The organism is Sphingomonas donggukensis, assembly GCF_023674425.1.
Taxonomy (GTDB): Bacteria; Pseudomonadota; Alphaproteobacteria; order Sphingomonadales; family Sphingomonadaceae; genus Sphingomonas; species Sphingomonas donggukensis.
In genome coordinates this window covers 801,583-824,962 of sequence record NZ_CP098401.1, presented here as the reverse complement: position 1 = coordinate 824,962, position 23,380 = coordinate 801,583, and the positions used below count along the sequence as shown (strand labels likewise).

Below are 23,380 nucleotides of genomic sequence, written 5' to 3'. Positions count from 1 at the left end.
CGCGATGCTGCACGTGCGAAGATTGCAATTGACCTGGATCACATCCAAAGATACCGGACGGTCGGTTTCAGCATGTCAAGGCCGCTTCCCCGATGATCCCGCCCTGCGGATATGAACGTCGCAAGGATCCCAAGAAGGTCCGCGCCGCGCTGCTCGATGCAGCCGCGGTGCTGATCTGCGACCAAGGTCTGGCGCGGATGACGGTCGATGCCGTCGCGCGCGCGGCGGGCGTGACCAAGGGCGGGCTGTTCCACCATTTCGCCTCTCGTCAGGAACTGATCGACGGCGTGCTGGATGAGATGATGGCGCATGCCGGGGAGACGCTGGCCGAACTGATGGCCGCCGATCCCGATCCGCATGGCCGCTTCACCCGCGCGCTGCTCGACGGCATTTTCGGCGATCACCGCATGAACGAGACGGTGTCGTCGCGCGCGCTGTGCCTCGCCATGCTGGCCGACCCCAACCTCCAGCAACGCTGGGCAGAATGGATCGCGCGTCAGGTCGCCGAACATGCCGCGACCGACGACAATGTTCCCTGCGCGATCGTGCGGCTGGCGACCGACGGCATCTGGCTGTCGTCGCTGCATCAGGGCGAAGGCCCGCCGCCGGTCGATGCCGAGGTCCGCGCCGCACTGACTGCAATGACCCGCGCGAGCCCCTGACCGCTCGCCACTCCCGACCACAAGACCTTCCACCGGCCGCCACCCCCGGAGATTTTCGTGACTAAAACCACCCGTCTGATCCGCGGCTCGCTCGCCGTGACGCTCTCCTTCCTCCTCGTCGGTTGCGGCGGGGGCGATGCCCAGCAGGGGGGCGGCGCCGGTGGCCCGCCGGGTGCCGGACCGCCGCCGCTCGTCGTCGCGATGACCGTCCAGGCGCAGGACGTACCGAACATCGTCGAGCTGCCCGGCCGCATCGAGGCAACCCGCACGTCCGAAGTCCGCGCCCGCGCCGACGGTATCGTCGAGCGCCGGCTGTATCAGGAGGGTACCGACGTCCGCGCCGGCCAGCCGCTGTTCCAGATCGACCGGCGCGACCTGCTGCAACAGGTGGCACAGGCCCGCGCCGCGGTCGCCCGGTCGGAGGCTGCGCGCAGCAACGCCGCCTCGGTCGTCCGCCGCTACACCCCGCTCATCAAGGAGCGCGCGGTCAGCGGCCAGGAATTCGACCAGGCCAACGCCAGCCTGCGATCCGAAACCGCCAACGTCGCCGACGCCCGCGCCGCCCTCGCCCGCGCGCAATTGCAACTGGGCTACACCACCGTCCGCGCGCCGATCGCCGGCCGGGCCGGGCGCGCGCAGGTGACCGAGGGGGCGCTGGTCAGCGCGACGCAGGCGACCCTGCTGACCACAATCGAGCAGGCCGGCTCGGTCTATGCCGTGTTCACCCAGTCGAACGCCGCGATCCTCGACATGCGCACCGCCGATCGCAGCGGCGGGGGCGAGATGGCCCCGCTGTCGCAGGTCGAGGTGCGCCTGCTGCTGGCCAACGGGCGCGAATACGGCCCGGTCGGGCGGCTCGATTTCGCCGACCAGACAGTCGACCCGCAGACCGGCAGCCAGGTGCTGCGCGCGGTGTTCCCCAACGGTGAGCGACTGCTCCTCCCCGGCCAGTTCGTGCGCGGGCGCATCGCCATCGGCACGAAGCGCGGCGGCATCGTCCTCCCCTCCCGCGCGGTGCAGATCGGCGACCGCGGCGCGACCGTGTTCGTGGTCGGCGCCGACGGCAGCGCGACACCCCGTCCGGTGCAGATCGCTGGGCAAGTCGCCGGCGGCTGGTCGATCAAGTCGGGCCTGAAACCCGGCGAACGCGTCATCACCGACGGCTGGCAAAAGGTGCAGCCAGGCATGAAGGTGCAGGTCAAGGGCGATCCCGCCCCCGCCGGCCAAGCCGGTGCGCCCAAGGGCGGGCAGTAAGCGTCATGGACAGTTTCTTCGTCCACCGCCCGGTCTTCGCCTGGGTCATCGCCGCCTTCGTCGCGCTGTTCGGCGCGATGGCGCTCATCAACCTGCCGATCGAGCAATACCCCAGCGTCGCGCCGCCATCGCTCACGCTCGCCTACAACTACAACGGCGCCGATGCCGAGACGATGGACAAGAACGTCACCGCGGTCATCGAGCGCGAGCTGAACGGCGTCGATAATTTCCTCTACATGTCGTCGAGCAGCCGCGCGAACGGCACGGGCGAGATCATCGTCACCTTCGAATCCGGCACCGACCTCGACGTCGCGCGGACGCAGGTGCAGGACAGGCTGAACCGCGCCGAGCCGCGCCTGCCCGAGGACGTGCGCCGCCTGGGCATCCAGATCGCCGACAATTCCGCGGGCTTCCTGGAGGTCATCACCATCCAGTCGAAAAGCGGCAGGACACCGGCACTCGAGCTCGGCGACTTCGCCTCAACCAAGGTCGTGAACGAGCTGCGCCGCGTGTCGGGCGTCGGCAATGCCCAGCTGTTCAGTTCCGAAAAGGCGATGCGGATCTGGCTCGATCCCGACAAGCTCGCTGGCTTCAACCTGTCGCCCTCCGACGCGCTCGCCGCGGTGCAGGAGCAGAACGGCCAGACCGCGGGCGGCGGCCTCGCCGACCAGCCGACTGCGCCCGGTGCCGACTTCAACGCGAAGATCGTGACACAAAACCGTTTCCAGACGCCCGAGCAATTCGCCAACATCATCATCCGCGCCAACCCGGACGGATCGACCGTGCGGCTGGGCGACGTGGCGCGGATCGAGATCGGCGCCGACAATTACCAGTTCAAATCGACGCTGGATGGTAAGGAAGTCGCCGGCATCGCCGTCCAGCTGGCCGCGGGCGCCAACGCCATCGCCACCCGCGATGCCGTCAGCGCGCGGATGAAGGAGCTGGAACGCACCTTCCCGCAGGATATCAAATGGGCGGTATCCTACGACACCACGCCGTTCATCTCGACCTCGATCGACAACGTCATCCGCACCCTGATCGAGGCGATGCTGCTCGTCTTTCTCGTCATGTTCGTGTTCCTGCAAAGCTGGCGCGCGACCGTGATCCCGGCGATCGTCGTGCCGATCGCGCTGGCGGGCGGGTGCCTGGGGCTGTGGGCGTTCGGCTTCTCGATCAACACGCTGTCGCTGTTCGCGATGGTGGTGGCGATCGGCATCCTCGTCGACGACGCGATCGTCGTGGTTGAGAATGTCGAGCGCATCATGGCCGAGGAAGGCCTGCCGCCCGCGCAGGCAACGATCAAGGCGATGGGCCAGATCCGCGGCGCGATCATCGGCATCACGCTGGTCCTGATCGCGGTGTTCATCCCGATGGCGTTCTTTCCGGGCTCGACCGGCGGAATCTACCGCCAGTTCTCGGTCACGCTGGCGGTGTCGATCTTTTTCTCGGCGGTGTTGGCGCTCACGCTGACGCCGGCACTGTGCGCGACGCTGTTGAAGCCGCACAAGCACGCGCCCGGCGAGGAACGCGTGCCGGCAGAGGGCTGGCGCGGCTATCCGCAGCGATTCTTCAACTGGTTCAACGATTATTTCGGCCGCGCAACCGATCGCTACATCGGCGGGGTCGGCGCGATGCTGTCGCGGCCGGTGCGCTGGCTCGCGGTGTTCGCGGCGATCTTCGCGGTCACGCTGCTGCTGTTCGGGCGCCTGCCCGGCGGGTTCTTGCCCGAGGAGGACCAAGGATACTACGTCATCAGCTACGACGCGCCGGTCGGCTCCACCGCCGACAAGACCGCGGTCGCAGTCAAACAGACCGAAGCGTTCCTGATGAAGCAGCCGCAATTCTCGCAAATGTTCTCGGTCATCGGCTTCAACTTCTTCGGACAGGGCCAGTCCGCCGCGCTCTCGTTCGTGATGTTGAAGCCCTATGAGGACCGCAAGGGCGCGGAGAATTCGGTGAACGCGGTCATCGGCGCGACGTTCGGCGCGACCGCGGGCATTCCCGGCGCGACGATCTTCGCTCTCAACCCGCCGGCGATCCAGGCGCTGGGCAACGCCACCGGCTTCTCGATGAAGATCGAGGACCGCGTCGGCAACGACCCCGCGGGGCTGCAGGCTGCGATGGGCGCGATCATGGCGGAGGCGGCGAAGAATCCGGTCCTCGCCGGCGTGCGTCCCGAGGGACAGGCGCCCTCGCCGCAGTTGTACGTCGATGTCGACCGGGTGCAGGCCCGGGCGCTCGGCCTCAGCATCGCCGACGTCAACGCGACGCTCGCGATCAGCTTCGGCTCGGCCTACGCCAACGACTTCTCGAACCAGGGCACGGTCCAGCGCGTCTATCTCCAGGCGGACGCCCCCAACCGCATGACCGAGGACGACGTACTGGCGCTCCGCGTCCGCAACGCCACCGGCCAGATGGTGCCCTTCTCCGCCTTCACCCGCGTGTCGTGGACCGCGGGCGCGACGCAGGTGCAGCGCTACAATGGCTACCCGGCGCTCACCATCTCGGGTCAGGCGGCACCAGGCGAAAGCTCGGGTGCGGCGCTGACCGCGATGGAGGAGATCGCCGACCGCGTGCTGAAGCCGAACTTCGGCTACGAATGGACCGGCACCGCGTTCGAGGAGAAGCAGGCCGGCGGCCAGATCGGGCTGCTGCTCGGCCTGTCGCTGGTCGTCGTCTTCCTGCTGCTCGCCGCGCTCTACAACAGCTGGGCGATCCCGCTGTCGGTGCTGCTGGTGGTGCCGTTCGGCGTGCTCGGCGCGGTCGTCTTCACGATGCTGCGCGGGCTGTCGGCGGACGTGTATTTCAACATCGGCCTCATCACGATCATCGGCCTGGCTGCGAAGAACGCGATCCTGATCGTTGAATTCGCGATCGACGACGAGGTCGGGGACCGGTCGCCCGCCGAGGCGACGCTGGAGGCATCGCGCCAGCGGCTGCGTCCGATCCTGATGACCAGCCTGGCGTTCATCCTCGGCATGGTGCCGCTGGTGATCGCCAGCGGCGCGGGCGCGGCCAGCCGCCATGCGGTCGGCACCGGCGTGATGGGCGGCATGATTACCGCCACCGCGTTCGGCATCTTCTTCACCCCCGTCTTCTACTTCGCCGCGCGCAAGTGGCTGTCGAGCAAGAAGCCCGATCTGCATCCCGAACGCCACGGCCCCGATGCGCCCGGGGCGCCGGAAGGAACCAAGGCTCATGCGTAAGTTCGCCATCCTCGCCGGCACCGCGGCGCTCGCCGGGTGCAACCTCGCGCCCACCTATCGCCCCCCGGTCGCGCCGATCGCGCCGACGTTTCCGGACGCCACCACCGGCGCGCGGGCGGCGGCCGACATCGGCTGGCGCGAGTTCTTCGGCGATGCGCGGTTGCAGGCGCTGATCGCCGCCGCGCTCGCCAACAACCGCGACCTCGCCCAGTCGGTCGCCCGCGTCGCGCAGGCCCGCGCGCAATACCGCATCCAGGACGGCGCGCGTTTGCCGCAGATCGACGTGCAGGCGGGCGCCTCGCGCACGCGCACGCCGCTCAACTCGCTCGCCTTCCCCAGCAGCGGCACCGGCACGGGCGACACCGACTCGCCGACGTCCTTCACGCTGAACCAGTTTTCGCTGGGCGTGGCTGTCACAAGCTTCGAACTCGATTTCTGGGGCCGCGTGCGCAACCTGTCGGAGGCTGCGCGCCGCGAATATCTCGCCACGGTCGAGGCGGAACGCGCGTTCCGCCTGTCGCTGGTCGGTCAGGTCGCCGCGACCTACCTTCAGATCCGCGCTGGCGAGGAGCAGATCGCGCTCGCCGAACGCACCGTCACCGGACGGCGCGAGGGCCTGCGCATCGCGCGCAAGCGGATGGACGCGGGCGTCACCTCGACCGTCGATTTCGACCAGGCCGCGCTGCTGGTGACGCAGGCAGAGACGGAGCTGGCCGAGCTGCGCCGCACCACCGCGCAGGCCGAAAACCTGCTGACGGTGCTGGTCGGCGGGCCGATCGCCACCACCCTGCCCGCTCCGCGCCCGCTGTCGGACCCGGCGATCTACGCCAATGTCGAGCCCGGCCTGCCCTCCGCACTACTCGTCAACCGGCCCGACATCCTTCAGGCCGAACAGCGGCTGCGCGCGGCCAACGCCAACATCGGCGCGGCGCGGGCGGCGTTCCTGCCGACGATTTCGCTGACCGGACTGCTCGGCTTCATATCGCCTGCGCTCGGCAGCCTGATCTCGGGTGACTCGCTGCAATATCGCGGTGCCGTCGATATCAACCAGCCGGTGCTCACCTGGGGTCGCGGCGCCGCCGGTTTGCGGCTGACAAAGGCCCAGCGCGACGAACTTGTCGCCGCGTATCAGCGCGCCGCGCAGGAGGGGTTCCGCGAAGTCGCCGACGCGCTGGTCGCGCGGCGTCGCTATGCCGAGCAGATCGCGGCACAGGGCCGCGCGGTCGATGCGCAGCGCCGCCTCACCCGCGTCGCGCGGCTGCGCTACGACAACGGCCTGTCGATCTACCTCGAGGTGCTGGATGCCGAGCGCAACCTGTTCACCGCCGAACAGCAGCTCCTGACCCTGCGCAGCGCGCAGTTGCAGAGCGAGGTGTCGCTCTACATCGCGCTCGGCGGCGGCCTCAAGGAAACCGCCGCCGGCTGATCGATCAATGCGGGGAGACGGGTGCGTCCTCCCCGCGCCGGTGGATGACCGCACGGGTGGCGGCGACCGCGAAGGCGGCGAGTAGCGCGTAGCAGACCGCCGGCACGATGAACGCGGTGATGTTGCTGGTCGCATCCGACACCGCGCCCGCCAACGGCGGGATCGCGGCGCCGCCGACGATCGCGAAGCACAGGAAGCCCGACGTCGCTTCTTCCGATGCCGTCGAGCGTTCCAGCGTCAGCGTGAAGATGACCGGGAACATGATTGAGTTGAACAGCCCGATCGACAGCGCGATGAAGCCCGCGCTGACCCCGCCGACGCTGAAGACGTACAGGCACATCGCGCACGCCACGCTGGCGAACACCGCCATCAGCTTTCCCGCGTCGAACCGCGCCAGCAGCGCCGACCCGATCAGCCGCCCGACCATCGCGCCGCCCCAGTAGAATGCGACCGCCTTGGCCGCCTCCTGAAGCGAGACCCCGGCGACGCCGTCGCCGCCCATGAACCAGCCGAGGATCGGCACGCCGAACGCCGCGTCGGACTGGCCCCAGACGGCGTCCGAATTGAGGAACAGCGCCATCTGCGTGCCGATCGCGACCTCCGCGCCGACGTAGAGGAAGATCGCGGCGCCGCCGAGCAGCGCCCAGCGTGAGGTAATCGCTTCGGAGAACGCCGCCGTGACGCCGCGCGTCGCACTGCCCGCCGGAGCCGGGGGTGCCGCTGCGGCAACCAGCTTGCGGGAGGCGTAGAAGAACAGGATCAGCAGCGCGATCAGCCCGGCGATCCAGAAGAACGCGCGGTCGATCCCGGCCAGCGCCCCGTCACGCACCGCATCGGTGACGACGGTGCCGGCCTTCACTTCCACCCCCTTCAGGAACAGATGCGCGCCGATGATGGGGCCGAGGAAGGTACCGAGGCTGTTGAACGCCTGGCTGAAGGTCAGGCGGAAGTGCGCGCGCTCGGGCGTGCCGAGTGCTGCCGCGAGCGGATTGGCCGCGACCTGGAGGATGGTGATGCCGCTGGCCGTCACGAACAGCCCGAGCAGGACGATGCCGTAGCGCGCAAGGTTCGCGGCGACAAGCATGATGAGGCACCCGGCCAGCACCGTCGCCAGCGCGATGATGACCGTCGGCACCGATTTGCGCCGCGCGAGCAGGGCGGCGGCGGGGAAGCTCATCACGCCGTACGCGATGAAGAACGCCGACGCACTCAGCTGTGCCTGCAAATTCGAGAGGTCGAAGATCCCCTTCATCGCCGCGACCAGCGGATCGATCAGCGACGTGATGAAGCCCCATGCGAAGAACAATGTGGTCACCGTCGCGAAAGCCGCGCCGCTGCTGCCGCCGGCGATGCCGGATCGTTGTTCGGTCATGCCTGTCCTTCTCCCTGACTTTTGCCGTCGTGTAACCGGTTACGCGGGCGCCGTCCCGCCCTTTTTGCCGCGCGGCACCGCGCAAATCAGCGCGGCGACCAGTGTCCCGATGCAGAGCTGATAGGGGAAGGCGAGGCCCTTCGCCATCAGGCCCATGAACGGCTGCATGGCGAGCACGGTCGCGAAGCCGCCGATCAGCGCGGCGATCACCGACGGCGTGCTCCCACGCGTCGTGAACACCGCGACGAAATAGACGCCGAGCAAGCCGGCATAGGCGAACACCATGACCTGCAACGCGAATTCGAGCAGCGGCGTGTCCGAATAGCGCTGCCAATAATAGCTGAGCGCCGCCATGCCGAACATCGCGACACCGACGATCCCCATGCCGATCCGCCCGGCGTGGACGAAATGCCGCTCGCTCGCCCCGCCGCGCGCCTCGCGAAACGGGCGGTAGAAATCGCTGACCATTACCGACGACATCGCGTTCAGCGCCGAATTGGTCGTCGCCACCGCCGCCGCCATCACCCCGATGGTGACCAGGCCGCGCAGGCCCGACGGCACCTCGGTCAGGATATAGTGGACGAATATCGTCACCTTCTCCCCCGCGAACGTCGCCGCCGCCTGGCTGGTCGCGCCGCCCATCAGGTCGGGGCGTTCGTAGAACACGTGGAGCAGTACGCCGATCGTCAGGAACATCGCGATCAGCGGGACGCTCGCCAGCTGCGACAGGATCAGCCCGCGCGCGCCGGTCTTCGCATCGGGGCACGCCAGCAGCCGCTGGGTGGTGTCCTGGTCCAGCCCGCTGTTGCCGACGTTCAGCAGGAACAGGCCGGTGAACACCGCGATGATGCCGAACGGCTTGGTCAGGTCGGCGGTGAAGTCGAACAGTTTCAGCTTGTCGACCCCCGCCGGGGTGGGCGAGATGCCGGCGATGATCTCCGCATTGGTCGCCGGGATCGACCACCGCAAGAAGATCAGCACCGCGATCGCCGAGCCGACGTAGATCACGAACTGGATCAGGTCGTTCCAGATGACCGATCGCAATCCGCCCACGAAAGTGAACAGGAACGCCGCGATCATCACCACGCCGGCCGCCGCGATGATGCTCTGTGCCGACACCCCGCCGGTCGTCACCATCGCCAGCGCGATCGCCGCGAGATAGACACGCGATCCGCCCGCCAGCACGCGCCCCACCAGGAACATGCCGCCCGCCCAGCGCATCGCCCGCACATCGAACCGCACGGCAAGCAGCTCGTACACCGTCGTCGCGCGCATCGCGTAGAAGCGCGGGATGAGGACATGCGCGACGAAGAACGCCGCCAGGATCGGGCTGACGACCGCGCCCAAATAGGTGTAATCGTTGCGGAAGCCATAGTCCGGCCCGCCGAGATAGGTCGCGGCGGATTGCGTCGCCGACAGCACCGATATCGCCGCCAGCCACGCCGGGATGCTGCCCCCGGCCAGGAAATAATCGCGCGTGTCGGTGGTGCGGACTCGGGAGAATGCCCACCCCCCGCCGACCATCGCCAGCAGATAGGCACCGACCACGATCCAGTCGAGCGCGGCGAATTGCAACGTCATTCCGGCTTCCCCCCGGCGGCCTTGTCGCGCGCCCGGGCGGCCTTCGTCCAGTGTCTTGTCACGGAACTGTCACGGCGCGCGTCCAACGAGGGATCGATTGTCGCGCACCCGTAACCGTTGTAACCGCCGCGCGACTCGACCCCTTAGGAGAAATGCCCATGCTGGGCTGGTTCCAGAAGTTGATGCCCAGCCAGGGGCGCTTCTTCGATCAATTCGAAGCGCATGCTGCCACCCTCGTCGCCGGCGCCGACGCCATGTCGCGCCTGTTTCACGGCCAGGGCGCGATCAGCGATCACATCGCGGAGATCGTGCGCCGCGAGCATGAGGCCGACGACATCACCCGCGACGTGCTGCAGGACGTGCGCCGCGTGTTCGTGACCCCGTTCGACCGCAGCGCCATCACCGACCTGATCGGCGTCATGGACGATTCGATCGACCAGATGAACCAGACCGCCAATTCGATCGCACTGTACGAGGTCACCCAGTTCGACCCGCAGATGGTGGCGATGAGCGAGGCGATCGTGGAGGCGGCGCACGTCACCGCCGAAGCGCTGCCGCTGCTGCGCAACCTGGCGCCCAACGCCGCCAAGCTGCACGACCTGACCGAGCGGCTGGTGCGGATCGAGGGCAAGGCCGACGACATGCACGACGCGGGGCTCCGCGCGCTGTATTCGCGGACGAAGGGCGATGCGATGGCCTTCATCGTCGGGCGCGAGATCTACAGCCATCTGGAACGCGTCTGCGACCGGTTCGAGGATGTCGCGAACGAGATCCAGGGTCTCGTGATCGATCACGCCTGACGCGCGCCCGGCCATGACCATCTCCTTCACCCTGCTGGTCTTCCTGATCGTCGTCGCGCTGCTGTTCGATTTCCTGAACGGCCTGCACGACGCGGCCAACTCGATCGCCACCGTCGTCGCCACCCGCGTGCTGTCGCCGGTTGTTGCCGTCGTCTGGGCGGCATTCTTCAACTTCACGGCCTATTTCGTGTTCGGCACCGCGGTGGCGAAGACGGTGGGATCGGGGATCGTGTCCGCCGACATCATCGATCCGCGCGTCATCTTCGGCGCGCTGGTCGGCGCGATCGCGTGGAACGTCATCACCTGGATCAAGGGCATTCCGTCGTCGTCAAGCCACGCGCTGGTCGGCGGACTGCTCGGTGCCACGATCACCAAGGCCGGGCTGGACCCGATCGTGTGGCCCGGCGTCATCAAGACGGTGGCCGCGATCTTCATCTCGCCCGCGATCGGCCTGATCCTCGCGCTGCTGCTCGTGCTCGTCGTCGCATGGACCAGCCTGAAGCTGACCCCGCTCGGCGTCGACAAGCGGTTCCGCAAGCTCCAGCTCGTGTCCGCGGCGATGTATTCGCTCGGGCACGGCGGCAACGACGCGCAGAAGACGATGGGGATCATCACCGCGCTGCTGTATTCGCAGGGCATGATCGAGGGGCAGTTCGCCGTTCCCTTCTGGGTCGCGATCGCTTGCTACGTCGCCATCGCGCTCGGCACGATGTCGGGCGGGTGGCGGATCGTCCACACGATGGGGTCGAAGATCACGCGGCTGACCCCGGCGCAGGGGTTCGCCGCGGAAACCGGCGGCGCCATCACGCTGTTCGGGGCGACCCACCTCGGCATCCCGGTATCGACCACCCACACCATCACCGGTGCGATCGTCGGCGTCGGCGCGGCGCGGCGGCTGACCGCGGTGCGCTGGGCCGTCGCCAGCAACATCGTCTTCGCCTGGTTCGTCACGATCCCGGCCGCGGCGGCGATGGCGGCGGGGGGATATTGGCTGGCGGAACTGATTCCGGGGCTGCGCTGATCTGGAGGAAACGACGCCGATGCCGCTCTACGAATTCGACGGCAAGGCACCCGTGCTAGGCACCGACGCCTGGGTCGCGCCGAGCGCCGACCTGATCGGCGACGTCCACCTGGGCGGTCAGGCGAGCGTGTGGTTCGGCTCGGTGATCCGCGGGGACAACACCCCGATCCTGATCGGCGGACGCAGCAACGTGCAGGAGGGCGCGGCGCTCCACAGCGACCCTGGCGCGCCGCTGACCGTCGGTGAGGACGTGACGGTCGGCCATCACGCGATCCTTCACGGCTGTATGGTCGGCGCACGATCGCTGATCGGCATGGGCGCGATCGTCCTCAACCGCGCGGTGATCGGCGAGGATTGCATCGTCGGCGCCGGCGCATTGGTGACCGAAGGCAAGATATTTCCCGCCGGCAGCCTGATCGTCGGCAGCCCCGCGCGGGCAGTGCGGACGCTCGACGACGCGGCGAAGGCGATGCTGCTGGCTTCGGCGCGCGTCTATGTGGCGAAGGCGCGTGAGTATGCGAACGGGCTGAAGCGCGTCGGCTGACTAGAATCCTCCCCGGCACGGGGAGGTGGCAGTGCAAAGCACTGACGGAGGGGGCTGTCCACCAGCACGCCACGTGCGGCCCGCCCCCTCCACCGCCTTTGACGACTCCCCTCCCCGTTCCGGGGAGGATCGCCTCACTCAGCCCATTTCGTCACCGCCGGGCGCAGCCGGTCGGCGAAGACCGCGCGGTTGCGGATCGAGTTGATCGTTCGGTCCGCCGGCCCGCGCGATCCCGCCGGCAGGGTCTGCGCGAACTTCTGGATCTTGCCGATCATCGCCGGGTCGTTCGAGCGCCCGCCCAGCTGCACGATGAAGCTCGAGCGCGAGCTCGTCTCCAGCAGCGGGTTGATCGTCGCCGCATTGGCGCTGGCGAAATCGAAGGCCATGTCGGGATGCCGCCCCGCCACCGCCGCCAGCAGGCTGATACGCTGCGGGTCGGTGAACTCGCTTGCCTTCACCAAATCGAGCGCGCGCTGCGCCAGCATCGGATCGTTCGCGCTGCCGAGCAGGCCGATATACTGGTTGCGGATCACCGGATTGTTCTCGGCGCGGGTCGCTTTCAGCAACGCCTCCCATTCGCCGATGCTCGCATTGGCGGCGAACGTGCGCAGGATCGGTGCGCGCACCGCCGGCGGGATCTTCGCCATGTCGCTGCCGAGATTGCCGACGTAGCGTCGCGACGCCGTCAGGACGCGCGGGTCGCCCGCCGCGCCCAGTGCCGCCACCAGCGTCTCGCGCAGATTGGTGTCGACCGCCGAATCGCCGCGCTTCGGCTCCAGCCCGACGCGGTCGAGCGCAGGCGCCAGCTGTGCCAGCGTCTTCGCCTTCAGCCTCTCGCCGAGCGGCGTGCCGTCGTACAGGTCGGCCAGCCGCGCCATCTGCCCGGTCACCATCGTCCACACCAGCGAATTGGACTGCGGCGACACAGCGTCCAGCGTCTCGAAATAGCGCGCCAGGTCCTGGTCGCCGCTATAGCCCAGCGCCATGTCGTCGCCGAGCGTGCCGAGCTGGTCGGCCACTGCCAACCGCCCGAAATCGCGAACGATCGCGCTATGGCCGGCGGCGTCGTAACGGACGCGGTAATATCCCGCCTTGCCCGGATTGACGACGAGCGTGCCGCAGCCGGCGACACTGCCCGCCTGCGCGGTCGCGCCCCGGATCTCCCTCGATGCGGCCACTCCGCCCAGCACCGACATGCCGACCGGCACCCGCCACGTCTGCGGCGTCTTCGACGCGGCATCCAGGCCGAAGCGCGTCTGGGTGAAGCGCGCGGTCGTCCGCCCGCCCGCACACGCGATGTTCGCGACACTGATCAGCGGCACGCCGCCCTGCAACGTGAAGTCGTGCATGAACGGCGCGACATCGCGGCCCGATGCGGCGGACACCTCGGCCCACAGCTGGTCGGTGACGGTGTTGTTGTACTTGTACTTGGCCATGTAGCGGCGGACGCCGTCGCGGAACTTCGTCTCGCCGACGGTGCTTTCCAGCATGCCGATGACGGCCTGCCCCTTCTGGTAGGTGATCGTGTCGAACGCCTCGCCGATCTGGTCGACGGTTTCGACCTTGCGGATCACGGGATGCGTCGCCGCGGTCGCGTCGAGGCGCAGCGCGGCCTCACGCTCGCTGCCGACATTGGCGTCGGCGTACTGCCACTGCGGATTGAGGTCGCTGGTGGCCTTGCCCTCCATCCAGCTCGCGAACCCCTCGTTCAGCCACAGATCGTCCCACCAGCGCATGGTGACGAGGTCGCCGAACCACTGGTGCGCCATCTCGTGCGCGACCACCGAATAGATGCGCTGCTGGTTGCTGACCGACGCGCGCTTGGCGTCGAACAGCAGCTCGGGCTCGAAATAGAAGATCGCGCCCCAATTCTCCATCGCGCCGAAGAATTGCGACGATCCCGGCCCCGCGATCATGTCCATCTTGGGCAGCGGATACGCGACGCCGAAGTAATTGTTGTAATAGCCGAGCAGATCCTTCGCCGCCTTCAGCGCGTAATCGCCCTGGTCGACCACGCCCTTGCGGGTGATGACGCCGATCTCGGTCTTGCCGGCCATGATCGTCTTGCGCTCGACTTCCCCCATGCCGAGGTACAGGAGGTAGCTCGACATGATCGGACTCTCGGCGAACGTGTAGAGCTGCTTGTCACCGGCCAGCTTCGTCACACGCGCGGGCATGTTCGAAAACGCCAGCTGCCCCTTCGGCGCGACCGCCGCGAGCGTGAACTTCGCCTTGAACGACGGCTCGTCCCACATCGGCGCGAAGCGGCGCGCGTCGGGCGCTTCGAACTGGGTGGCGAGCATCCGCTGCTTCTTGCCATCGGGATCGGCGTAATCGATCGCGAACAGCCCGGCGGCAGAGGTGTTGATCTTGCCCGACCAGCCGAACGCCAGCCGGTGGTTGCCGACGCTGGCGGCACGCGGCAGCGTGACCGTCAGCCGCTGGGTCGCGGCATCGGTCGCGACCTTCACCTGCTGGCCGTCGAAGGTCGCCAGCGTCACGTCGAGGTCGGCGGCGTTCAGCACGATCGTCCGCGTCGGCGCGGTCACGCGCACCAGGATCGTCTCGCTGCCGGAAAACGTCATCGCCTGCGCGTTCGGTTCGACGCGGATGTCGTAGCTGACCGGCACGACCGTGCGCGGCAATTGCCCCTGGGCGAGAGCGGGCGACGAGGCGGTGAGCATCAGGGCGGCAACGGCGAGCTTCTTCATGCAGCGACTCCAGTGACTTGATTGCCGCATGTCCTGCGCCCGGACACGGTTCGACGCAACCGCGACACACTCCGTCATGTCGCCAGCCGCACGCTACCTATGCTGGACAGCCATTTCGGTTGCGCTATGAAACCAACATGGCTCTCCCTCCGCTGTTCGACCGCCTGCGCCTGCCCGTGATCGGGTCGCCGCTGTTCATCATTTCCGGGCCCGATCTGGTGATCGCGCAGTGCAAGGCGGGGATCGTCGGGTCGTTCCCGGCGCTGAACGCACGGCCACAGGCGATGCTGGACGAATGGCTGCACCGCATCACCGAGGAACTGGCGGCGTGGAACCGCGACAATCCCGACCGGCCCGCCGCGCCGTTCGCGGTCAACCAGATCGTCCACAAATCGAACGACCGGCTGGAGGCCGATCTCGCCACCTGCGCCAAGTGGCAGGTGCCGATCGTCATCACGTCGCTCGGGGCGCGCGAGGATCTGAACACCGTCGTCCACGGCTGGGGCGGGATCACGCTGCACGACGTCATCACCGACGTGCATGCCCACAAGGCGATCGAGAAAGGCGCGGACGGGCTTATCGCGGTCTGCTCTGGCGCGGGCGGGCACGCCGGGCGGCTCAACCCCTTCGCCTTCGTCCAGGAAATCCGCGAATGGTTCGACGGCCCGCTGGCGCTGTCGGGCGCGATCGCCAACGGCGGCGCGGTGCTGGCGGCACAGGCGATGGGCGCGGACCTCGCCTATATCGGCTCGCCCTTCATTGCGACGGATGAAGCGAATGCCGTCGACGCCTATAAACAGGGCATCGTCGCAGGCCGCGCGAGCGACATCGTCTATTCGAACCTCTTCACCGGGGTCCACGGCAATTACCTGCGTAGCTCGATCGAGGCGGCGGGCATGGACCCCGACAACCTGCCCGAAGGCGACCTGAAGACGATGAACTTCGGCGGCAACGAAGGCAGCAAGGCCAAGGCGTGGAAGGACATCTGGGGATCGGGCCAGGGCATCGGCGCGGTGCACCAGGTCGAGCCGGTGGCGGCGCGCGTCGATCGGCTGGAGGCGGAATATCGCGCGGCGAAGGCGCGGGTGGCGGGGTAGGGCGAGTCGGCGCTAGCGCCGTCCAATCCAAAACCCGTTCGCCTCGAGTAGGGATCGAGCGTAGTCGAGAGCCCGTATCGAGAGGGCTCTCGTGTGGCACCCACCTCGCGATACGTCGTCTCGACAAGCTCGACGACTACTCGAGGCGAACGGATTGAGGGGGCTAACCGCGGCTAACAGCTAACCGCTAGCGGCAAGCGACTGACGGCTGCGCCCCCCTAAAACGCCATCTCCAGTCGGTCCATCATCGACCGCGCCGGGCTCTGCAGCATCCGCGGGGCCGATTGCGCGCGGTCGAACCGCGCGACCCGGCGGTGGAGGTCGATGCTCGCCCCGATCAGCAGGCGCGCGCCATCGGGCAGGTGGCTGATCACGTCCTCGTCGGTGGCGGGCGCATCGCCCAGGCGGCGCGACGGGTCGAGCGCGTCGGCGACGCGCAATTCGCCGTTCGCGATCGCGCGCTGGGTCAGCAGCCAGGCGATGACGTGCATCAGCCGCGTCGTCACCTTCATCGATTCGCACGAGAACACGACGCGCGCGAGCGAATCGAGGCCCGCGCGATCGTGGCGCCCCCCTTCGTCGAAATACCCCCGCGCCTCGTCCGCCAGCAGCATCGATTCGACATACAGCGAATCGATCAGGCGGCGGTGCAGCCGCGAATGTGTGTGCGCTGGTATCATGCTCGTCCCCTGAACCTCCGCATCGTGCCATGTCGGTGCAGGGCGGGCTAGGCAGCGATTTGTAAGAATCGACGACGAGTGTCCCGGTCCGGTGCAGCCGATCGATTCGTCAACACCTCAGGCGATGATGTCGGGCACCAGCAGATCCTCGAGCTGGGCGATTTCGTCCTTCAGCGCGAGCTTGCGCTTCTTCAGCCGCGCGATCTGCAACTGGTCGGGCGAAGTGCCGGCCATCAGCGCGGCGGTCGCGGCGTCGAGGTCGCGGTGCTCGGTGCGCAGATGCTCGATCCGTTGCCTAATCTCGGCTTCGTCCACACGTCCCCCGGCGGTGCGATCGGCCCGACGCCGATTTTCGCACGGCCCACCGATTGCATCCAAAGTCGGACGCGACAAGGGGGCGGAGACGTGTTCTACTCCGTGATCCCGCAACCACAGCAGGAGAACGCTTCCATGCAGACCGCGCATCAGTCGGCCCTCGAGGCCAAGCATGCCACGCTCGATGAGAAGATCGCCGCCGAACAGGGACGGCCCGCTCCCGATCAGGGAATCATCGCCGACCTCAAGAAGCGCAAGCTGCGCGTGAAGGAAGAATTGGCGATCGGTTGATCTGCCGGCACGGCCCGGTCGCACATCGGCCGGGCGTGCCTATCGCCGGCGAAGCGACGCCGGCTTTTTCTTATAGCGGCGACAGTTTGGGGCGGACCGCCGCGCGCGGACGCACGGCGACCGGCTTGCGCGCCAGCAGCGGATCGATTGCAGTGTCGAACGCGACCCCGACGCGGCCCTCCGCCACCCAGGCGATCGAGCCCGCGACCTCGCCGACTCCGCGCAATGCGATCGTCACGGCATCGCCGGTCGTCGCAGGTCCGGCATATTCGGCCATCAGCCCGCCCGCCGACAGGTTGCGCACGCGCACCTGCACCGGTGCCGACATCGCCGGCACCGTCAGCATCGCGGTGAGCATCAGGCTGTCGCGGGGTTTTCCACGCGCGCTGGCATCGCCGGCGGTGCCGATTGCAAACTGATCCCGGGGCGGCTGGTCCATCGCGGTTACGCTACTCGAAAGAGGTCGGTCGGTGCGCGCGACTAGACCATGCATCGTTTTCGAAAGCGTTAAGCACCCAGGCGGCGTCGGCGTGAAACCGCCGTACGCTCAGTCCTCGCGAGAGACGCGCTCGTTACGCTCGTGCCGCTCCTGCGCCTCGACCGTCATCGTCGCGATCGGCCGTGCTTCCAGGCGGCCGAGCGAGATCGGCTCGCCGGTCACTTCGCAATAGCCGTATTCGCCGTCATCGATGCGGCGCAGCGCGGCGTCGATCTTGGCGATCAGCTTGCGCTGGCGGTCGCGGGTGCGCAGCTCGATCGACCAGTCGGTCTCGCTGGTGGCGCGGTCGGCCAGGTCCGATTCCCGCAACGAATCGGTCTGGAGCTGGGACAGCGTGCCCGTCGCCTCGCGGTGGATCGCATCCTTCCAGGCGTTCAGCTTGCTGCGGAAATATTCCTGCTGTCGCAGGCTCATGAACGGCTCGTCGGCGCTCGGCCGATAGCCCTCGACACTGTCGTTTGCGGGAACAGGCCAGCTGCTCCCCGGAGTGCCCGAATCGTCAAGAACCGTTGCCATCCCCACTCTCCACACCGGTCTTTCCCGAGTGCATCGACGCGCTCCGGGAGACCGCCTTTACCCCGCGCCGCCTATACTTAAGGGCAATTCGTCGCACAAGCGGACGAATCCCCAAGGCCGCGGACCTGTGACATCGATGGCACAGCATGGATTTCCCGCAGGTGAACATCCGCCCTGTCGGCCCGGAATCACTGGATATACCTAGGCTTTGCCATCACGATTCTGTCCAACAATAGTACATTAACCATTACGCCCGGCACGGAGCCGGCGATTTCTGAATATTCGTACGCAAAATGATGGTTAACGAAGTTGCACTTAACGCTTTGTTCTGCCCTTTTACCTAGGAGCGCACAGCAAGTTCGATTTGGTCGACGGCGGCCAGCGCCAGAGGGAAGAGTGACAGCATGTCGGTACGGATGGCTCTCGCAAAATTGGCGGCGTGCGCGTGCGGCGGCGCCCTTATCGGTGGCGGCGCGGTGCACGTGGCCGACCAGGTCCAGGCCAAGCGCGACTTCGCAGCGAAGCCGATGATGGCCAAGCGCGCCGTCGTGAAGCGCCGCGTCGTGCGCAAGCCGGTCGCTGTCGCCCGCGCGCCCATCAATTGCGGCCCCGGGCTGACGAAAGGCGGCGTCGTCACGACCACCCACCGCGGCGGCGCGGGTCACGGCATGGGCGCAGGTCATGGCATGGGCGCAGGTCACGGCATGGGCCCGGGCGCTCGCGCCGGCGCCGATTATGCAGAGGGCGGTCACGCCGCGGGCAGCAGCACCAGCCGCAGCTATCGCACGGTCACCGTCGGCAGCGGCGCTTCGCGTCGCACCGTGCGCTGCATCATCACCCAGACCGTCACGACCACCACCGGCGGTGGGGTCGTCGTCGAGACGGCTCAGGGCGCCCCCCTGCCCCCGCCCTATGCGGGCCCGGGCGGCGAAATGGCCATCGTCGGCGGGGGCGGCGGCGGTGCCGCGGTCGTCGGGGGCGGCGGCTTCGGCGGTAGCGGCGGGTTCTTCGCCGGCGGCTTCTTCGGCGGCGGCAGCAGCAGCGGATCGAGCGGCGTCGTGATCTCGTCCACGTCGTCCAGCACCGGCGGGTCGACCTCGACCAGCGGCGGATCGACCTCGACGTCCTCGGGCGGTTCGGGCGGCTCGTCCACCTCGACCTCGACCGGTGGCGTGTCGAGCACCTCCTCGACCGGCGGGTCGTCGACCTCGACCTCGTCGGGCGGATCGTCGGGCAACGTGTCCTCGTCCTCGAGCGGCAACGTCTCGTCCTCGTCGAGCGGCAACGTCTCCTCTTCGTCGTCGTCCTCGACCTCGTCGTCGTCCAGCGGCAACGTGTCGTCCTCGACCTCGTCGTCGGGCAATGTCTCGTCGTCGACGTCCAGCTCGTCGAACGGCTCGTCCACCTCGACCTCGTCGTCGAGCTACGGCTCGTCGTCGAAGGGCTGGAGCTCGAGCGGCCACTGCAACTTCAAATGCGGCGGCTGGTCGTCGAACGGGTCGAGCGGGTCGAGCGGCAGTTCGTCGGGCCCCGGCCCGGCCCCTGTCCCTGCCCCGCCGATGCTGCTGCTGTTCGGTGGCGCCGCAGCTGCGCTGGTCGCCCGGCGGAAGCTGGCCGGCAAGAAGGCCCGCAAGGACTGACGGTCCACGCCAAAGCAAACAAGAAACGGCCCGGCCTCGCAAGAGACCGGGCCGTTTCTTATTCGACCGTCCGAGATCACTCGGCGGCGGTCAGCGCCTTTTCGATATCGGCGATCGGGTGACCGGTCAGATCCTTGGAGAGTTCGCCGAGCAGCCGGTCGCTGACTTCCTTGTGGTAATGCTTGCGCAGTTCGCCCAGCGTTCTGGGCGGCGCGATGATGATGAGCTTCTCGAAATCATTGTCGAGAGCGCGCTTCTTCAGCATCGCGGCGGTATCGGCGGCGAAGCGATCCTCCTCCTGCTGGTGAAAATCGACCTCGCCCATCGTGCCGCCGCCCGCCGCGAAGCCGCCGCCGCCGCGGGTCGATGCCGCCCGCCCCGCCTGGTCGGTCTTCTGCTCGCCGTCGCTGGGGTTCGACTGTTCCTCGGCATGTTCGACCTGAAGGTTGGGCGCCAGCCCGTCGCCCTCGTTCCGAAGCAGCAGCAGCTTGCGACCATCGGCGACGACGACAACGGCTTTGTGCGGGATCCGCATGATGTTCTCCTGTGGGTTGCCCCTCCCTAACGCCGCGAAGGCGGTGCGGGTTGCGCGGCCCCGGTGCGGGCGGCATAGCCCGGCCCCATGCACGACATCCGTTTCCTCCGCGACGATCCCGCCGCCTTCGACGCCGGGCTCGCCCACCGCGGCCTTGCTCCGCTCTCCGCAGACCTGCTCGCCATCGACGCGCGCAGCCGCGCCCTGACGACCGAGGCGCAGACCCTGCTCGCGCGCCGCAACGACGTGTCGAAGGCGATCGGCGCGGCCAAGGCCCGTCGCGACGATCCCACCGACCTGATGGCCGAGGTCGCCGATCTGAAGGAGCAATTGCCCAAGGTCGAGGCCGAGCAGAAGGCGGTGGCCGAAACCCTCTCCGCGCAGCTGGCGACCGTGCCGAACCTGCCGCTCGCCGACGTGCCGCAGGGCGCGGACGAGAACGACAATGTGCTGGTCGCCGAACACGGCACGCCGCCCGGCTTCGCCTTCACCCCCGCCGAGCATGACGCGATCGGGCCGGCGCTTGGGCTCGACTTCGATACCGGCGTGAAGCTCGCCGGCGCGCGGTTCGCGCTGCTGCGCGGGCACGCCGCACGGCTGCACGCCGCACTCGGCCAATTCATGCTGGCGACGCTGACCGCTGAGTTCGGCTATGAACAGGTCGTGCCGCCGCTGCTGGTGCGCGACGAGGTGATGTTCGGCACCGGCCAGCTGCCGAAGTTCGCCGACGACCTGTTCAGGACGACCGACGGTCGCTGGCTAATCCCGACGGCCGAGGTGTCGCTGACCAACATCGTCCGCGACAGCATTCTGCGCGAGGAGGAATTGCCGCTCCGCTTCACCGCGCTCACTCCGTGCTTCCGCTCCGAGGCCGGCGCCGCGGGCCGCGATACCCGCGGCTTCATCCGCCAGCATCAGTTCGAGAAGGCCGAGATGGTGTCGATCGTGACGCCCGATGCGTCCGAGGCCGAACACGAGCGGATGACCGCCGCTGCCGAAGCCGTGCTGATGAAGCTTGGCCTCGCGTTCCGCCGCATTAAGCTGTGCACCGGCGACATGGGCTTTTCCGCCGCGCGGACCTACGACCTCGAAGTGTGGCTGCCCGGGCAGCAACGGTACCGCGAGATTTCGTCCTGCTCGACCTGCACCGATTTCCAGGCGCGCCGCATGAACGCCCGCTATCGCCCCGCGGGCGAAAAGGGCACGCGCTTCGTCCACACCCTCAACGGCTCGGGCCTCGCGGTGGGGCGCACGCTCGTCGCCATTATCGAGAACTACCAGCAGGAGGGCGGCGCGGTCGCCATCCCCGAAGTATTGCGCCCCTGGATGGGCGGCGCCGAGGTGCTGGAGCCGACGCGCTGATGCGCATCCTCCTCACCAACGATGACGGCATCCACGCGCATGGCCTCAAGGTGCTGGAGGCGATCGCCCGCACCCTGAGCGACGACATCACCGTGGTCGCGCCGATCGAGGAACAGTCGGGCAAGGGCCGCTCGCTGACCCTCACCGAGCCGGTCCGCCTGCGCAATTTCGGCGAGAAACGCTGGGCGGTCACCGGCACGCCTACCGATGCGGTCATGTTCGCGCTCGCCGAGGTGATGAAGGATGCGAAGCCCGACCTGATCCTGTCGGGCGTCAACCGCGGCGCCAATCTGGGGGAGGACGTCAGCTATTCGGGCACCGTCGCGGCGGCGATGGAGGGGGCGCTGGCCGGCATCCGCTCGATCGCGCTCAGCCAGCGGTACGCGCTGTCGGCACCCGGCGAGCGCGTCAGCTTCGATGCGGCGGAGCAATGGGGCGAGCGCACATTGCGCCCGGTGCTCGACATGGACTGGGCGCCGCGCACGCTGGTCAACATCAATTTCCCGCCGGTTCCCGCCGCCGATGTCGCGGGCATCAAGGTCGTGGCGCAGGGCCTGCGCGACTATGGGCGGCTTCGCCTGGACAAGCGCACCGACCCGCGCGGATTCGACTATTTCTGGATGGGGCTGGGGCGCGTCCCCTTCTCGCCCGTGATCGATACCGATCTGGAAGCGATCGAGGCGGGGTACGTTACCGTCACCCCGTTGCATCTCGACCTGACGCACCGCGAATCGCTTGATAGGATGGCGGCAGCCTACGCATGAAGGGGGGCCTTGAGATGCGCGCTGGAATCCTGACGACGATCTGCGCCGCGACGGCGCTGGGCGGCTGTATCCCGAGTGTGGAGGGGCCGCGCTACGACACGCCGCCGCCGCCGCAGCGGGACGGCTACAGCTATCCCCAGGATTACGAGCGCCGCTCGCCCGCCGATGCCGGCGTCACCGCGCTGCCCGCGCCGCCGCCTGCATGGACCGCGCGACCCGTAACGCCCGATGCCCGCACCATTCCCGCCGGCGAATATGTCGTCCAGCCGGGCGACAGCCTGCGCGCCGTCGCCGAGCGCACGGGTGCTGGATCGGAGGCGATCGCGCGCGCCAACGGCCTGACCGCGCCGTTCGTGATCCGCAGCGGCCAGCGGCTGACGATCCCGGGTGGCCGCTATCACCTGGTCCGCAGCGGGGAGACCGGCATCGCCATCGCCCGCGCCTACGGCGTGGACTGGGGCCGGATCGTGACCGCCAACGCGCTCACCGATCCGTTCATCCTGCGCGTCGGCCAGCGCGTCGTCATCCCCGGCGACGCGACCCGCCCGCCGACCGCCGCCGAGCGCGCCGCCGCGTTCCGCCTCGACATCGACGACATCATCACCGGCAGCCAGCCGACCATCGCCGAGAACCAGCGCCCCGTCCGCCCCAGCCCCACGCCCGCCCGCCCGATCCCGTCGGTCGCGCAGATCGCGACGCCGCGCGGCGCGCCGGGCCGGTTCCTGTGGCCGGTCGCCAGCGGCCCGATCGTGCGGCGCTTCGGCCCCGGCGGATCGGGCGAGCGCAACAACGGCATCAAGATCGCGGTGCCGATCGGCACCCCGATCCTGGCGGCGACCGACGGCGTCGTTGCCTATGCCGGCAGCGAAGTGGCGGCGTTCGGCGGCCTCGTCATGCTCAGCCACGGCGGCGGGCTGACCACGGTGTACGGCCATGCCAGCCAGCTGCTCGTCACCCGCGGTCAGGCGGTGAAGCGCGGGCAGACCATCGCGCTGTCGGGCAATTCGGGCTTCGCCGACCGGCCCGAGGTGCATTTCGAGATCCGCCAGGGCCGCACCCCCGTCGATCCGCTCCCGCGCCTGCCGGCGCGATGAGCGTGCCCGC

General features: G+C 68.3%; 20 protein-coding genes and 1 pseudogene. 13 read left to right on the top strand and 8 right to left on the bottom strand.

All coding sequences use genetic code 11. The features are described 5' to 3' along the window. Positions 1-92 precede the first annotated feature (92 nt). From M9980_RS04030 to M9980_RS04015, 4 genes are read left to right on the top strand one after another with little or no spacing between them, the layout of a single operon-like run. Positions 93-662: a TetR/AcrR family transcriptional regulator gene (locus M9980_RS04030; RefSeq protein WP_250753610.1), complete on the top strand. Its 570-nt coding sequence runs from the start codon at positions 93-95 to the stop codon at positions 660-662. 57 nt (positions 663-719) lie between these two features. After that, positions 720-1,916: an efflux RND transporter periplasmic adaptor subunit gene (locus tag M9980_RS04025; protein WP_250753607.1), complete on the top strand. Its 1,197-nt coding sequence runs from the start codon at positions 720-722 to the stop codon at positions 1,914-1,916. Positions 1,917-1,921: 5 nt separating this feature from the next. Continuing rightward, positions 1,922-5,122 (top strand): multidrug efflux RND transporter permease subunit, encoded by a 3,201-nt coding sequence (locus M9980_RS04020; protein WP_250753604.1) that lies wholly within the window; start codon positions 1,922-1,924, stop codon positions 5,120-5,122. Next, complete coding sequence (locus M9980_RS04015; RefSeq protein WP_250753600.1) at positions 5,115-6,548, top strand: efflux transporter outer membrane subunit; 1,434 nt, start codon at positions 5,115-5,117, stop codon at positions 6,546-6,548. Before M9980_RS04020 ends, M9980_RS04015 begins: the two co-directional genes overlap by 8 nt. Positions 6,549-6,552: 4 nt before the next feature. Here the strand turns inward: M9980_RS04015 and M9980_RS04010 are convergent, their stop codons facing one another. Continuing rightward, positions 6,553-7,920 carry an MFS transporter gene (locus tag M9980_RS04010; protein WP_250753597.1) on the bottom strand — a complete coding sequence of 456 codons (1,368 nt, stop codon included), beginning with the start codon at positions 7,918-7,920 and terminating at the stop codon, positions 6,553-6,555. A 39-nt stretch (positions 7,921-7,959) separates the two neighbouring features. Continuing rightward, positions 7,960-9,501 (bottom strand): sodium:solute symporter family transporter, encoded by a 1,542-nt coding sequence (locus M9980_RS04005; protein ID WP_250753594.1) that lies wholly within the window; start codon positions 9,499-9,501, stop codon positions 7,960-7,962. A 158-nt stretch (positions 9,502-9,659) separates the two neighbouring features. On the opposite strand from M9980_RS04005, the pseudogene M9980_RS04000 reads away from it, so the two are divergent. The 3 genes and pseudogenes from M9980_RS04000 to M9980_RS03990 all read left to right on the top strand — a co-directional run. Continuing rightward, a pseudogene (locus M9980_RS04000) lies at positions 9,660-10,301 on the top strand (DUF47 domain-containing protein); the annotation flags it as partial. Between the two features lie 13 nt (positions 10,302-10,314). Further along, a complete protein-coding gene (locus M9980_RS03995) occupies positions 10,315-11,322 on the top strand; it encodes an inorganic phosphate transporter (protein WP_250753591.1) in 1,008 nt (335 codons plus the stop codon). A gap of 19 nt (positions 11,323-11,341) precedes the next feature. Further along, positions 11,342-11,866: a gamma carbonic anhydrase family protein gene (locus tag M9980_RS03990; protein ID WP_250753590.1), complete on the top strand. Its 525-nt coding sequence runs from the start codon at positions 11,342-11,344 to the stop codon at positions 11,864-11,866. A gap of 134 nt (positions 11,867-12,000) precedes the next feature. Here M9980_RS03990 and M9980_RS03985 read toward each other — a convergent pair whose 3' ends face one another. Continuing rightward, positions 12,001-14,577, bottom strand: a complete 2,577-nt coding sequence (locus M9980_RS03985; RefSeq protein WP_250753587.1) for a M1 family metallopeptidase — start codon at positions 14,575-14,577, stop codon at positions 12,001-12,003. Positions 14,578-14,714: 137 nt separating this feature from the next. Between M9980_RS03985 and M9980_RS03980 the strand changes: the two genes are divergently transcribed. Continuing rightward, entirely contained in the window at positions 14,715-15,674 is a 960-nt protein-coding gene (locus M9980_RS03980) for an NAD(P)H-dependent flavin oxidoreductase (protein ID WP_250753584.1), read from the top strand. A gap of 218 nt (positions 15,675-15,892) precedes the next feature. Here the strand turns inward: M9980_RS03980 and M9980_RS03975 are convergent, their stop codons facing one another. Next, positions 15,893-16,354 (bottom strand): DUF1465 family protein, encoded by a 462-nt coding sequence (locus M9980_RS03975; RefSeq protein WP_250753581.1) that lies wholly within the window; start codon positions 16,352-16,354, stop codon positions 15,893-15,895. 117 nt (positions 16,355-16,471) lie between these two features. Next, the gene (locus tag M9980_RS03970) at positions 16,472-16,669 is read right to left on the bottom strand and encodes a YdcH family protein (RefSeq protein WP_250753578.1); all 198 of its coding nucleotides are present in this window, start codon (positions 16,667-16,669) and stop codon (positions 16,472-16,474) included. A 135-nt stretch (positions 16,670-16,804) separates the two neighbouring features. Here M9980_RS03970 and M9980_RS03965 point away from each other — a divergent pair, with 135 nt between their 5' ends. Next, positions 16,805-16,960, top strand: a complete 156-nt coding sequence (locus tag M9980_RS03965; protein WP_250753576.1) for a YdcH family protein — start codon at positions 16,805-16,807, stop codon at positions 16,958-16,960. A 70-nt stretch (positions 16,961-17,030) separates the two neighbouring features. Here M9980_RS03965 and M9980_RS03960 read toward each other — a convergent pair whose 3' ends face one another. Further along, positions 17,031-17,399, bottom strand: a complete 369-nt coding sequence (locus M9980_RS03960) for a PilZ domain-containing protein (RefSeq protein ID WP_250753573.1) — start codon at positions 17,397-17,399, stop codon at positions 17,031-17,033. A 108-nt stretch (positions 17,400-17,507) separates the two neighbouring features. Then, positions 17,508-17,975, bottom strand: a complete 468-nt coding sequence (gene dksA / locus M9980_RS03955; protein WP_250753570.1) for an RNA polymerase-binding protein DksA — start codon at positions 17,973-17,975, stop codon at positions 17,508-17,510. A gap of 482 nt (positions 17,976-18,457) precedes the next feature. Between dksA and M9980_RS03950 the strand changes: the two genes are divergently transcribed. Next, positions 18,458-19,615 (top strand): hypothetical protein, encoded by a 1,158-nt coding sequence (locus M9980_RS03950; RefSeq protein ID WP_250753567.1) that lies wholly within the window; start codon positions 18,458-18,460, stop codon positions 19,613-19,615. Positions 19,616-19,691: 76 nt separating this feature from the next. On the opposite strand, the gene M9980_RS03945 is transcribed toward M9980_RS03950, so the two are convergent. Beyond that, complete coding sequence (locus M9980_RS03945) at positions 19,692-20,150, bottom strand: host attachment family protein (protein WP_250753564.1); 459 nt, start codon at positions 20,148-20,150, stop codon at positions 19,692-19,694. 87 nt (positions 20,151-20,237) lie between these two features. Here M9980_RS03945 and serS point away from each other — a divergent pair, with 87 nt between their 5' ends. The 3 genes from serS to M9980_RS03930 are packed head-to-tail and all read left to right on the top strand — an operon-like array spanning position 20,238 to position 23,370. After that, positions 20,238-21,512, top strand: a complete 1,275-nt coding sequence (serS, locus tag M9980_RS03940) for a serine--tRNA ligase (RefSeq protein ID WP_250753562.1) — start codon at positions 20,238-20,240, stop codon at positions 21,510-21,512. After that, positions 21,512-22,276, top strand: coding sequence for a 5'/3'-nucleotidase SurE (gene surE / locus M9980_RS03935; RefSeq protein ID WP_250753559.1), 765 nt, complete (start codon positions 21,512-21,514; stop codon positions 22,274-22,276). The genes serS and surE overlap by 1 nt, the downstream gene beginning before the upstream one ends. A gap of 14 nt (positions 22,277-22,290) precedes the next feature. Then, on the top strand, positions 22,291-23,370 hold the full coding sequence (locus M9980_RS03930; RefSeq protein WP_250753556.1) for a peptidoglycan DD-metalloendopeptidase family protein: 1,080 nt from the start codon (positions 22,291-22,293) through the stop codon (positions 23,368-23,370). Positions 23,371-23,380: the final 10 nt, after the last annotated feature.

What these genes read in the sequence shown, in the direction of transcription:
- serS (WP_250753562.1), top strand. Translation starts at nt 20,238, where the DNA reads ATGCACGACATCCGTTTCCTCCGCGACGATCCCGCCGCCTTCGACGCC.
- M9980_RS03995 (WP_250753591.1), top strand. Translation starts at nt 10,315, where the DNA reads ATGACCATCTCCTTCACCCTGCTGGTCTTCCTGATCGTCGTCGCGCTG.
- M9980_RS04015 (WP_250753600.1), top strand. Translation starts at nt 5,115, where the DNA reads ATGCGTAAGTTCGCCATCCTCGCCGGCACCGCGGCGCTCGCCGGGTGC.
- M9980_RS04020 (WP_250753604.1), top strand. Translation starts at nt 1,922, where the DNA reads ATGGACAGTTTCTTCGTCCACCGCCCGGTCTTCGCCTGGGTCATCGCC.
- M9980_RS03975 (WP_250753581.1), bottom strand. Translation starts at nt 16,354, where the DNA reads ATGATACCAGCGCACACACATTCGCGGCTGCACCGCCGCCTGATCGAT.
- M9980_RS03985 (WP_250753587.1), bottom strand. Translation starts at nt 14,577, where the DNA reads ATGAAGAAGCTCGCCGTTGCCGCCCTGATGCTCACCGCCTCGTCGCCC.
- M9980_RS03965 (WP_250753576.1), top strand. Translation starts at nt 16,805, where the DNA reads ATGCAGACCGCGCATCAGTCGGCCCTCGAGGCCAAGCATGCCACGCTC.
- M9980_RS03945 (WP_250753564.1), bottom strand. Translation starts at nt 20,150, where the DNA reads ATGCGGATCCCGCACAAAGCCGTTGTCGTCGTCGCCGATGGTCGCAAG.
- M9980_RS04010 (WP_250753597.1), bottom strand. Translation starts at nt 7,920, where the DNA reads ATGACCGAACAACGATCCGGCATCGCCGGCGGCAGCAGCGGCGCGGCT.
- M9980_RS03960 (WP_250753573.1), bottom strand. Translation starts at nt 17,399, where the DNA reads ATGGACCAGCCGCCCCGGGATCAGTTTGCAATCGGCACCGCCGGCGAT.
- dksA (WP_250753570.1), bottom strand. Translation starts at nt 17,975, where the DNA reads ATGGCAACGGTTCTTGACGATTCGGGCACTCCGGGGAGCAGCTGGCCT.
- M9980_RS04030 (WP_250753610.1), top strand. Translation starts at nt 93, where the DNA reads ATGATCCCGCCCTGCGGATATGAACGTCGCAAGGATCCCAAGAAGGTC.
- M9980_RS04005 (WP_250753594.1), bottom strand. Translation starts at nt 9,501, where the DNA reads ATGACGTTGCAATTCGCCGCGCTCGACTGGATCGTGGTCGGTGCCTAT.
- M9980_RS03980 (WP_250753584.1), top strand. Translation starts at nt 14,715, where the DNA reads ATGGCTCTCCCTCCGCTGTTCGACCGCCTGCGCCTGCCCGTGATCGGG.
- M9980_RS03930 (WP_250753556.1), top strand. Translation starts at nt 22,291, where the DNA reads ATGCGCGCTGGAATCCTGACGACGATCTGCGCCGCGACGGCGCTGGGC.
- M9980_RS03990 (WP_250753590.1), top strand. Translation starts at nt 11,342, where the DNA reads ATGCCGCTCTACGAATTCGACGGCAAGGCACCCGTGCTAGGCACCGAC.
- surE (WP_250753559.1), top strand. Translation starts at nt 21,512, where the DNA reads ATGCGCATCCTCCTCACCAACGATGACGGCATCCACGCGCATGGCCTC.